The organism is Desulfobacterales bacterium, assembly GCA_034003325.1.
In the GTDB taxonomy this organism is placed as follows: Bacteria; Desulfobacterota; Desulfobacteria; order Desulfobacterales; family JAFDDL01; genus JAVEYW01.
Genome location: JAVEYW010000002.1, coordinates 259,637 through 271,887, shown reverse-complemented (window position 1 = coordinate 271,887; position 12,251 = coordinate 259,637). Strand labels below are relative to the sequence as shown.

Here is a 12,251-nt window from a genome sequence, read left to right as displayed (position 1 = left end):
TCATGATTCGGGCCGAAAGACTGGTGGCCTTTTTAGCGATATTTCTTGCCATTGAAATTGTTGCCTATATTGCGCTGACCAACCACCCCATTCCCTATAAGAAGCCAAAAAGCACGCTGGAGTCCATTCTCGAAAAGGGTGTTCTGACGGTTTTAACCAGAAATGCGCCCACCACTTATTACGTGGGATCGGTAGGGCCGATGGGATATGAATACGACATGATATCCCAATTCGCCGACCATCTGAAAGTCAAGCTTTCAATCAAAACGATGACACATGTCGGCGAAATCCTTCAGGCGATCGAGGCGGGGGACGCCGACATCGCTGCGGCCGGTATCGCCAAAACCGCTGAACGGAGTGCCGCCCATCTGTTCGGCCCGGTTTACCATTCGGTTCAGCAACAAGTGGTTTACCGCCGTGGCGCCCGAAGGCCCAGGAATGCGAATGAATTGGCCGGATATCATATTTTGGTCATCAAAGACAGCCGCAATGAGGCGCTATTAAGGGAACTTGAAAAAACAGTGCCGGGGTTGACCTGGGCGGCGACCGATCACCTGTCCATCGAAGAAATTCTTGAAAAGCTGTGGCGGAAAGAAATCGATTGCACGATTGCCGACTCAAATATTGTCGCGATCAACAGGCGATATTTTCCGGAACTGGCGGTCGCTTTTTCTCTCAATGAAGAAGAGCCGCTGGGGTGGGTGCTGAAACCGGGCAGCCGTTGGCTTCGGGAGGAATTGGCGGATTGGTTTGAGCGGTTTCACGCTTCCGGAAAACTTTCGGAACTGAACGACCATTATTTCGGAATCAAAAACCTGTTAAATTACGTCGACTATAAGATGTTCCATCGCCGGATTAAAAGCCGGCTGCCCAGACTCATGCCTCTGTTTCTCGATGCCTCGGTGAATAGCCGAATGCCGTGGGAGCTTCTGGCCGCGCAGGCCTATCAGGAATCCCACTGGGATAACTTGGCCGAAAGTCCCACCGGCGTCAAAGGGATTATGATGCTGACGGAAAAAACCGCGGCAGCGATGGGGATTAATGACCGCGTCAACCCGGAAAACAGCATTAAGGGCGGCGCGGCGTACCTGACGGAATTATTGACTCGCATACCGGAAACCGTGAATGGAGAAAACCGGGTAAAATTTGCACTGGCAGCCTATAATGTCGGGTTGGGGCATATCACCGACGCCCGGGACTTGGCGGGAAGGTTGGGGAAAAATCCGGACTCATGGAAGGATTTGCAGGAAGTCTTGCCGCTGCTGACCCAGGAAAAATATTACGCGTCCCTTAGAAACGGGTATGCCCGCGGCATGGAGCCGGTCCAATATGTCAACGCCATCTATACCTATCGGGATATTCTGGAAAAATATTTTTTATTGTTTTGACGGCAACAGTACGCGGGCCAGGGCCGGCAACAGAAAAATGGCGCCCAACATATTGACCAGGAACATGAAGGTCAAAAGAATGCCCATATCCGCCTGAAATTTCAGCGGGGAAAAAATCCAGGTGGCCACGCCGATGCCCAACGTCAGGCCGGTGAAGAGCACCCCGACGCCCGTAATTTGAAGGGTGCGATGAAAGGCCTCCTCAAGGGGTTCCCCGGTTATCAGAATGCTTTCCAGGCGGTTGTAAATGTAGATGCCGTAATCCACACCGATGCCGACACCCAGGGCCACCACGGGCAGCGTGGACACCTTCAGCCCGATCTCAAGCGCGCTCATCAGCGCATAAGCCAGAATGGAAACCAGCCCCAGCGGTAGAACAATACACAGCGTCGCCCGAACCGACCGAAAGGTCACCAGGCACAGTAAAATAATAGCGGAAAAAAGGTACATCAGGATCGGAAACTGAGAGGCCGCAACCTCTTCATTGGTGGCCGCCATGACACCGACATTGCCGGTCGCAAGTCTGAACCGTACTTTTTCCGTGCCATGTTGAGTCCGAAAGGATTTAACCGCGGACACGATTCCGGAAATGGTTTGAGCCCGGTGGTCCCGGGTGAAGATCATGACCGGCATCACGGAGCCGTCCGTGTTCAACAGGCCGCTGCTCGTGGGCACATAGGCGACCGCCTGAACCATCACATCCCGATTGCGCGGCAGAATGCGCCATTTCATGCTGCCCTCGTTCCACCCGGCGTTGATCGTTTTGGCAAGTTGCGGCAAAGATACGACCGATTGAACGCCGGGCACATTTTGCATATGCCAGGCAAATCGATCGATCAGGGTCATGATGTCATAATCAATGCAGCCTTCCGGGGCGGTTTCCACAATCACCGAAATCATGTCCACGCCGATGGAGAATTTTTCACTGATAATCCGGCTGTCGAGGTTATATTGCGAATTGGCCCGCAGCTCCGGAACACCGCTGTGAAGATCTCCGATTTGAACGCTGTTGGCCTTAAAAAGACCATAAACAAGAAACCCTCCTGCAATCACCAGCACGAGCAGCGTCACCTGCGGATGGGTGACATGGGCCAAGCCGCGCCATAACAGCCGCAAATGCGCAGTGCGCGCCGCCAATTTCTCGATGTACCGGGCGTTAAAGGTAAGATAGGAAAGCAGCACCGGAATCAGTATCAGGTTGGTAAAGATGATCGCCGCCACGCCCAGGCTAGCCGTAATGGCAAGTTCCTGAATAATCTGAACCGTGATCAACAAAATGGTGATAAACCCAAGCGTATCGCTGGCCAGGGCGATGCCGCCCGGCACCAGAAGCCGCCGAAAGCTTTTACGCGCTGCATCAAAGCCGGTGACCCCGTCAAAAAGCTCGGCCTGGACGGCGCCGACCATTTGAACCCCGTGGCTGACGCCGATGGCAAAGATAAGAAACGGCACCAGGATTCCCATGGGATCCATGCCGAAACCCAACACCGTTACCATGCCAAGCTGCCACACCACGGCCATCAAGGATGCCGCCAGGGGAATGATCGTCAGTTTAACGGATTGCGTATAGAAAAACACCAACAGGGCGGTGATGATGAAGCTGACAGCAAAAAAGAGCACCACGCGGCCGGCGCCGTCGGATATATCCCCAATCACCTTGGCAAACCCGATGATGTGAACCGTGACATTCTCGTCGCGGGCTTCGAATTTGGCTCGCAGCTTTTCCTCCAACTCGTGCGCGACATCGATGTAATTGAGCTTCTCGCCCGTGTTCGGATTGATCTCAAGAAGCTGGGCGGAGATAATGGCGCCCGAAAAATCATTGGCGACCAGCCTTCCCACGATATTGGCCTTGAGCATATTCTTTCGGACGGTGGCCAACCCTTCCGGAGTGGGGCGAAAATCATCAGGAACCACATTTCCGCCCGAAATGCCGTCTTCCACCACCTCCGTAAACCGGACATTGGGCGTAAAGATGGAATACACCTGCGCCCGATCGACGCCCGGAATAAAAAAGACTTCATCGGTAGCGTCTTTAAAAAGCGCAAAAAACGACTGAGTGAAAATATCGCCTTTTTTTACCATGCATGCGATGAGCACCCGGTTCGCTCCGCCGAATTCCTGCCGATGCATCATGTAGGTTTTCATATATTCGTGTTGCAGCGGCAAAAGTTTGCTGAATCCGGCATCCACCCGCAGCTGAAAGGCAAAGTAGGCCATTACCAGGGTGACGGCAAGAAAAAAGCCGATGACCCATGGGCGATGAGCAAAAATGAACGTTTCAAGGCGCGAAACGGAAAAGGAAAAATGCATGCTGGTTCCTTAATGAACGGACACTCATGGTATCAATCGAAGGTGACGGGAATCTTCTTAGCGCCGCCTTCGCCAAACAACAACAGGTGGTTGTCCTGCGTCGGCACAAGGCAAGAGATCCCTTTTCGGTCCGCCTGCGGGTGCAGGGTGAAACTAAGGCCCTCATCCCGGCTGACGATCAGCGTCCCTTCATTTCCCGCAATCACGATCCGGCCGTCTGAAAGCCGAACGCCCGCGTTGAGCATCGCTTCCGTGCCGGTCTCGATTTTTTCCCACGCGTCCCCGGCATCTTCGGACCGAAAGAGATGCCCCCGCAAGCCGAACAACAAAACCGTGTCATGGGCAAGGGGCAACAGGCCGAAAAAAGAGCCTTCATAGGGGGCACGGATATCCTGCCAGGTTTGGCCGGCATCCACGGAACGCAAGGCCAGGCCGGCTTCGGCGGCGATATAGAATTTGCCATTTGATGCGGCAGCCACCTGATTTAAATGGCGATCTTCTTCAATAATGACGTGCGGCCGCCAGGTGTTTCCCCCGTCATTCGTTTGAAGAAACAAGCCATAGGCGCCGACGGCAAACCCGTTTTGGCTATCAACGCACCATAAATCCAAAATGGGTTTTTCTTCCTTCGGGGCGTCACGCAGTTTTTCCCATGTTTTTGCACCGTCACGGGTCATCAAAATCACGGCATCGTGACCGGCGGCCCAGCCCGTGGCATCATCATGAAAGGCAACGCTCGTGAGGGTGGCCCGAGTGGGAACTGCCACCTGATGCCAGCTTTCCCCCTGATCATCCGAATAGAGAATATGCCCCCGCTCGCCCACAACCACGCACCGGCCGCTTTTCAGCATAACGCCGTCGAGCAGCAGGGATCGGGCGGCAAGGGGCATGATCTCAGCGGATTCGGATTCAGATTCAAGGGCCGCTGCCGGGTCGCCCCAGATCATGGTCAGGGCTACACCGGCATACAACAGCCATTGAATCCGCCGACAGGTCATGACGCGCATCAGCGTTTGCCTTCCCGCCTCAATGCGGCAGGCACATAATCTTCAGCCGTTCGCTGAATATTAAAGTCGTACATACTGCTTTCATTGTCCAGGCCGATGGCCAGATAGCGCCCCGATTGAAGATCCGTGTGCACTTCAAGTGTCGTCCAGAGGGTGGGTTTTTCGTAATAATTGATGACATGGCCTTCCGAAACCCGCCACAACTGATCCCGGTTATCATAGATATCGACCAAGAGCACCTGCCAGGAATCTTCGTCCACATAAAAGGTGCGGCGTTTATAAAGATGACGGGCACCGTCCTTTAGCGTGGCGTCCACCACCCACACCCGGTGAAGTTCGTAGCGGCAATAATCGGGGTTGATGTGCAATGGGGTCAAAATATCCTTGTATTTCAGCTTGTCACTGTGAAGCTGATAGGAATTATACGGCACATAGATCTCTTTTTTTCCGACCAATTGCCAATTATACCGGTCCGGAGCACCATTGAACATGTCGAATTGATCGCTGGTCCGAACGCCGTCCGAAGCGGTTCCGGGATTGTCGTAGGCCACATTGGGCGCCCGCCGGACACGGCGTTGGCCCGGGTTGTAAAGCCAGGCTTTTCGGGGTTCTTTGACCTGGTTGAGGGTTTCATACACAAGAAGAATGCCCCCGGCGAGTCGGGCCGGTGCGGTAACCGTCTGCTTGAAATAAGCAATCCGATTATTGAGCCCTTCTTCGGTCATCCCCACATGGCAATACAGCAAATCGAACTCATCTTCAAATTGAACCAGCGTGTATTGGCCGTTTCGGGTCGGCGCGGCCTGCGCGAACAGTCTGAGTGCGATCTCTCCCCGGTACCGAACCAAATGATTCCAGATGACTTCAACCCCTTGTTTGGGAATGGGAAAGGGAATGCCGATCACGGTGCCTTGAACGCCGTCCCCGTTGTTGACGATCTCGGCCGTGGCCGCCACTTTTTTTGTGGCCTCATAGATGCGCTGAGGGACGGCCGCGCTGCGGTGGGTCGGATAAACGTTGAGTTTAAAGGTGTCATAGAGTTGCAGCATGGCCTGGTGACCGGGCGTGAGCTTGTCTTTATACTGATTCATATTGGCGGCGGTAATCGTAAAAAGAACGGTATCCGCTGCATAGGGGTCGGGATGATGCATGCCGATCGTATACCCTTCGGGTGGCTGCGTGATGCCGCCGGTCCAGGGCGGAATCGTGCCGTCTTGATTTCCCGCCATTTCACCCCCCAGCGGGGTCAACTCCTTGCCCAGCCGATCAATCTCCTCGATAGACAGCTTGCCCACGGCCACCGAGGCGCCGACAGCGAGCAGCAGGGAAAGACTGAAACAAATAAAAACATTTTTAACCATAACATCCTCCCCTTTTTTCAGAATGAGTACTTGATATTGGCCCCGATAAAATCGCGGTCATTGATCAGGTTGTATCGGCTGCCGCCGAAAAAGCACGTATAACTGATATCCATGGTCAGGTTCGTCAGATAACCGGCGGTCAGTCCCAAGGTAACCGCTTTTCTCCCCTCAAGGAAATTGCCGCCCGGACCGGGGCTGTTTCCCTGCACATCGTGCTGCCAGGCAAAATGCGGCGTCAAGCCGACGGGACCAACGGCGTTGCTGTACTCCAGCCGGCCCGCGATTCGATATCCCCAGGAATCCTGATCCGCAAAGTTGTCGGAGGGCTCGCTGGCAATTCCGGCGTGCGCGCCGCCGAAGGGTTTCGTGGGGTCTGTTCCCGGCAGAATACTTTGAGAAGCGTTTCCGCTGGTGTAGGTGCCGGAAGATTCCAGCCGCAGCTCGTCCTTATCGGGCATGTTGTGAACATGCGTCCAGCCGACTTCTCCCACCAAAATAAAGGTGTTCGCCCGAAGGGTCGGCCCGAAAGCCTTGGTTGCAGTGGCTTGCACCTGGGTGATGTCCTTTTCGATATACCCGTGAATGGTCTCGTCGGCACCGAACACTCTCAGTTGGTTATCTTTATAGGCGGGGTTAAATCCGATGGGTGAGAGGGCCGCAAGCAGCAACTCAATATCATCCACCTGCAACGGAACATCCCGGCGATGGGAGACTTCCCCCTGCAACGCGATGCCGGAGGTGCCAAGATCCGTGTTGAAGCTGACGCCGAAGAGTTGAATATCTTCCGGATACTCCAGAAAATACCGGGCCGTTTGGGAATAGGCATCGACAGACAGGCTTGCGGCGGTGGAAACAGCCGTGGCGTAGGGGAAACCCGCCGCCGTCAAATTGGCGACCCTGGCACCGAATGCGGCTGAGGAGGATAAGTCGACCCCGGCCACCGTTCCGGTTTGAGCACTGATCACGGGAACCCGGCTATGATAATTCATAAAGTAAAAGCCGAACTCCGCATCCGCCAGCATCGGTGTAAACAAACGAAGTGCGACGCCGAACTGGCCGTCATCGTCCGCATCCTGATCGGCCGCTCTGCCGACCGCCAGAAAATCCGGATCAAATCCCAGCGGTCCCAAATTCGTCCCGAACTCCCACACCCTTCCCCACCCCAGCATCACGCGGCTGCCGCCGTCACCGGCAAAATCGCTGGTGCTGAAATAGGAGCCGGGCGGGTCAATATCCGTGTTATCCCAGTCATAGAGATAAAAGCCCTCTACCGAGATCATCTCGCTCAAGCCGATGGCGGCGTAAATCATGCCTTCGGGCAGCAGCGCTTCTTTAAGCTCCGCGCCGGGCAAACGAATGGCGCTGACATCCACGGGGTTGATGGTGTTGATGCTGTTCTGAAAAAAGGTGCTCTCTCCCCAACTGACGAGCTGCTCGCCGATTCGAAACTCAACGGGTCTGCCCAGCAAATCAAAGCCTGCGGAGAAATAGGCATCCAGCAGTCGCACATCCGAACCGACCAGGTCCAAGGCCTCGTCGGTCAGATCTATGTGATCCCTGTTGCCGTCCTTGTACTCAAAATCGTAAAACCCGGAGCCTCTGACGAACACACCAACGTTTTTGTACTTAAGGTCCAACTCCGAAGTCGCTTTTACGGCATTGCTGAAAATTTCTCTTCCGAAATTAAGATTGCCGTCATCCCCATTGACGGAGTATGCCTTGCCACCGTTGGCCAGACCGACAATCTCCTCGTCCCTCTCCGCCACACGCCAACTTAGGCCATAGGAAAGCGTGGTGTCCAGGCTGCCCTGCATGTCTCCGGCATTAAACTGAAACCCCGCCGCCGGTGAAACCAATAAGAACATCACGGCAAGGCCCCACAATAAATGGCCGGCAGGTCGTTTCCGCCGGCAAAACGGGTTCATGGACTTGCGTCTCATAGGCTCTCCCCCCTTATGGTTTAATTGGTGAAAGAATAATCCATGGTGCATCGGCCTGTTCATAGGGTGCTACACAACGATCATGCGTCCTGTTTATGGGTGCTTGTGCTGCGATGAAATTAGGGCGAAGGAAGACAATCGGGACGTCAGTTAACGCGGGCCGCCGCCGATGGTCATGTGCTGTGCAACCGATAGCAAGTCATATCGCTCACACTACCGTATTGCCGCTTCTGTTTAACGGGCTTTTTCGTTAAATCTCTTTCAAATTTAGATAGTTGTCAAGCAAAAAGTCATTCGAAGCCGTTTTTCCTGAATCTAACGCGCGGTTATGGTATATGAAAAGAAAGGTTAGTCCCAAATCGGAAAGCGGTTATCCATTCGTTTCTTTCCGGGTTTGCCACCCGGGTACGGTGATTTTCAGAAAGTGTAAAGGGGACTGGCTTTTATTGCACCCGGTGACTTCGGATTGACAACAACGGCGGCGTGTTTATTTTTCTATCAATTAAAACAGATGGTTTTTATAGGGGGAAGAAAATATGCGCTTTGATAAATTAACCATAAAAGCTCAGGAATTGCTCAGCAACGCCCAATCTCTGGCCTCAACCAGAGGGCACCAGCAAATCGAGCCGGAGCATCTGCTGGCGGCGATGTTGGAGGAAAAGGAGGGCATCGCCATCGGCGTTTGCCGCAAACTCGGCGTGTCCCCCGGTGTCGTATTGCAGGAAGTCAACCTGGCCTTGGCTCGATTTCCGAAAATCAGCGGTGGCATGGATGACGTTTATTTATCCAAGCGGGCAAAGGACGTTTTGGATAAAGCCTTTGCCCAGGCGGCCAACATGAAAGATGAGTATGTCAGCATCGAGCATGTGCTGCTCGCCCTATCGAATGAAAAAGAAGGAGACGCCGCCGCCATTTTAAACCGAAACGGCATTGGGTCCGAATCGATTTTAAAGGTATTGATGACGCTCAGGGGCTCACAGCGAATCACAGACCCCAACCCGGAAGAAAAATACCAGGCGTTGGATAAGTTCAGCCGGGATCTGACCGATTTGGCCCGGCTGGGGAAGCTCGATCCGGTCATCGGCCGGGATGATGAAATTCGCCGAATCGTGCAAGTGCTTTCCAGGCGAACAAAGAACAATCCCGTGCTTATCGGCGAGCCGGGGGTGGGGAAAACCGCTATCGTCGAGGGGTTGGCGCAACGGATTGTGGCCGGTGATGTGTCGGAAACACTCAAAAACCGCCGACTGGTCGCACTGGACATGGGCGCCCTCATCGCAGGCGCCAAATACCGGGGTGAATTTGAGGATCGGTTAAAAGCGGTCTTAAAAGAGGTAGAGCGTGCCGAAGGAGACGTGATTCTGTTTATTGATGAATTACACACCCTGGTCGGGGCCGGCGCCGCCGAGGGCGCAATGGACGCCTCCAATATGTTAAAGCCCGCTCTGGCGCGGGGAACACTTCGGTGCGTGGGGGCCACCACCTTGAACGAATATCGCAAATATATCGAAAAAGACGCGGCCCTGGAGCGCCGGTTTCAGCCGGTACTGGTCACCGAACCCACCGTGGCGGACACCATCTCGATTCTTCGGGGGCTTAAGGAAAAATATGAGGTTCACCACGGCGTAAGAATCAAGGACTCGGCCATCGTGGCCGCCGCGAAATTATCGCACCGGTACATCTCGGACCGGTTTTTGCCGGATAAGGCCATAGACCTGATCGATGAATGTGCTTCCGGCCTGCGAATTGAAATCGACAGCATGCCCGTTGAAATCGATGAAATTCAGCGGAAAATCATTCAAGCTGAAATCGAACGCGAAGCCCTGAAAAAAGAAACGGACCCGGCGTCGCGGGAAAGACTGCAAACGCTGGAAAAAGAAATTGCCGACATGCAATCCGACATCACTGGCATGAAAGCCCATTGGCAAAATGAAAAGGAGTTGATTCAGACCCTTCGTCGAATCAATCAGGCACACGAGCAGTTGAACATGGAAAGCCAGCAGGCCGAGCGCAACGGGGATCTGGCCAAGGTGGCCGAGATTCGCTACGGAAAGCTTGAAGAACTTAAACGGCAACTCAACCAGACCAATGAGCAGCTGTTGAAACTGCAGGCGGATCGGAAAATGCTCAAGGAAGAGGTCGATGACGAGGATATTGCCGAAGTCATTTCCCGGTGGACCGGCATTCCCGTCAGCAAGATGCTGGAGGGGGAAAAGGAAAAACTCGTCCATATGGAGCAACGGCTTGAACAGCGCGTGGTCGGCCAAAGCGAGGCCATTTCCGCTGTTTCCGATGCGGTGCGCCGCGCCCGGTCCGGATTGCAGGATCCGAACCGGCCCATCGGCTCCTTTATCTTCATGGGCCCGACGGGCGTGGGAAAAACCGAGCTGGCCAAGGCCCTGGCGGAGTTTTTGTTCGACAGCGAGCTGGCCATTGTCCGAATCGACATGTCCGAATATATGGAAAAGCATGCCGTTGCGCGACTCATCGGCGCCCCGCCGGGTTACGTAGGCTATGAAGAGGGCGGATATCTGACGGAAGCCGTCCGCCGCCGCCCCTATTCGGTTGTGCTTTTTGACGAGATTGAAAAAGCACATCCGGAGGTGTTCAACGTGCTGCTGCAGATTCTCGATGACGGCCGCATGACGGACGGTCACGGCCGCACCGTCAGCTTCAAAAACTGCATCATTATCATGACCTCCAATGTGGGCAGCCAGTGGATTCAGGAATTGGGTGTAAATCGGCGCGAGGAGTTGGAAGCGCGCATTACGCAAGCGCTTCGAGCCAATTTCAAACCGGAATTTTTAAACCGGATCGACGAAACCATTATCTTTCACAATCTCACGCCCGAGCTGATCGGTCGCATTGTGGAGATTCAACTAACCGGATTGCGTGAAAAGCTTGCCGAACGAAAGGTAACGATTGAATTATCCGACGATGCGTTGGGACTACTGACAACACTCGGCTATGACCCGATTTATGGGGCGCGCCCCTTAAAGCGGGCCATTCAAAAACACATGGAAAATCCGCTCTCCATGGCGATTTTAAAAGGGGAAATTCGGGAAGGAATGAAAATTACCGTGGAAGAGGCGAATGGCGCGCTGGTTTTTAAGTCTGCCTGACACTCAATGCGCCGTTTGCCGAGAAAAACACGGCAGCCGCATCCCACATAACAGGGTGCGGCTGCTTTATTTTAAATCAGATGGACTCGACTTGCGCCATGAAAAGATCCTGATATTTACGATCGTCTTCGGGCGTTATCTCCGTCGGAAGCTTCTCCATGGCAGCGGCAACAGCCATGTCGACCAGTTCAGCCATAAAGGAGGCTCTGGCAAAATGGATTTTGCTCTCTACGCGCCGTTTGGCGCTTTCGAGCATCAAGCGACTTTGCGCCATGGCCTCTTGAATCATCCGTTCTTTTTCAGCCTCCGCCTGACGAATGATTTTCTCTTTTATTTCAGCCGCCCGAATATCGCTTTGCGCTAAGAGGGTTCGGGCTTCCTCGACCTTTGACTGAACCGCCGCCTTTTCATTTTCAAGCGACTTGATTTCAACCGCCACATTTTCCTTTTGCCCTTCCAGAAAATTCTTCAGTGGGGTCCGGCCGAATTTCACAATCAAAAAGGCCAAAATAAAAAAGTTCAGCCATTTCATTGCCGTATCGTAGGTTCCCCGCCAACTGGCGGCGCCTTCAGACGCCAGTGCGGTCTGGCCCCATAAAAGAAGGCCGAGCACCAACAAGGCGACAACACATTTCGAATAACGCGAATAGGGATTAGACTTCATGATGCCAGCCTCCGATCCAACATCTTTTCCATGATGGAAACGGTCAGCCGCTCGGCCTCCTCGGTGATATTGGCTTTGGCGGCGTCGACCATTTTCGTCACATCGTCTTCGGCCTTTTTCCGAATGGCGTCCATTTCCCTGCTCGTGGCTTTCAGCACGGCGCCGGCTTCCTGCTGCGCGCTCGCTTCCAAACTCGCCTGAACCTCAAAAGCGTCCGCCTTGATAGCCGATTCTCTTTTTTTCGTCTCCGCCGATACGGTTTCCAGCGCCTGCTCCGCCTGATCGATATCCTTACGAATTCGATCGATCAACGCGCCTCGTTCCTCAACGGTCCGCCGAAGCGGCCGAAACATGATCCGATTTAAAAGAAACACCAGTATGAGAAAGGAAACAACCTGAACAATCAGGGTTTCATTGATACTGATCAGGGCAATGTTGCTTACGATTTCCATAATC

General features: G+C 53.8%; 8 protein-coding genes. 2 read left to right on the top strand and 6 right to left on the bottom strand.

Annotated elements, in window-relative coordinates; all coding sequences use genetic code 11:
* The first annotated feature begins 2 nt into the window (after positions 1–2).
* Positions 3–1,388, top strand: coding sequence for a membrane-bound lytic murein transglycosylase MltF (mltF, locus tag RBT11_03245; protein MDX9785769.1), 1,386 nt, complete (start codon positions 3–5; stop codon positions 1,386–1,388).
* Here mltF and RBT11_03240 read toward each other — a convergent pair.
* From RBT11_03240 to RBT11_03225, 4 genes are read right to left on the bottom strand one after another with little or no spacing between them, the layout of a single operon-like run.
* The gene (locus RBT11_03240; GenBank protein ID MDX9785768.1) at positions 1,377–3,701 is read right to left on the bottom strand and encodes an MMPL family transporter; all 2,325 of its coding nucleotides are present in this window, start codon (positions 3,699–3,701) and stop codon (positions 1,377–1,379) included. The genes mltF and RBT11_03240 overlap by 12 nt on opposite strands.
* A 32-nt stretch (positions 3,702–3,733) precedes the next feature.
* On the bottom strand, positions 3,734–4,708 hold the full coding sequence (locus RBT11_03235; protein MDX9785767.1) for a YCF48-related protein: 975 nt from the start codon (positions 4,706–4,708) through the stop codon (positions 3,734–3,736).
* Positions 4,708–6,069, bottom strand: a complete 1,362-nt coding sequence (locus RBT11_03230; GenBank protein ID MDX9785766.1) for a DUF1329 domain-containing protein — start codon at positions 6,067–6,069, stop codon at positions 4,708–4,710. The genes RBT11_03235 and RBT11_03230 overlap by 1 nt, the downstream gene beginning before the upstream one ends.
* Positions 6,070–6,086: 17 nt before the next feature.
* On the bottom strand, positions 6,087–8,009 hold the full coding sequence (locus RBT11_03225; protein ID MDX9785765.1) for a DUF1302 domain-containing protein: 1,923 nt from the start codon (positions 8,007–8,009) through the stop codon (positions 6,087–6,089).
* Positions 8,010–8,545: 536 nt separating this feature from the next.
* On the opposite strand from RBT11_03225, the gene clpB reads away from it, so the two are divergent.
* Positions 8,546–11,131 carry an ATP-dependent chaperone ClpB gene (gene clpB / locus RBT11_03220; GenBank protein ID MDX9785764.1) on the top strand — a complete coding sequence of 862 codons (2,586 nt, stop codon included), beginning with the start codon at positions 8,546–8,548 and terminating at the stop codon, positions 11,129–11,131.
* Between the two features lie 76 nt (positions 11,132–11,207).
* Here clpB and RBT11_03215 read toward each other — a convergent pair whose 3' ends face one another.
* Together RBT11_03215 and RBT11_03210 are read right to left on the bottom strand one after the other, a co-directional pair.
* Complete coding sequence (locus tag RBT11_03215; protein ID MDX9785763.1) at positions 11,208–11,795, bottom strand: ATP synthase F0 subunit B; 588 nt, start codon at positions 11,793–11,795, stop codon at positions 11,208–11,210.
* Positions 11,792–12,247 (bottom strand): ATP synthase F0 subunit B, encoded by a 456-nt coding sequence (locus RBT11_03210; GenBank protein ID MDX9785762.1) that lies wholly within the window; start codon positions 12,245–12,247, stop codon positions 11,792–11,794. The genes RBT11_03215 and RBT11_03210 overlap by 4 nt, the downstream gene beginning before the upstream one ends.
* Positions 12,248–12,251 lie beyond the last annotated feature (4 nt).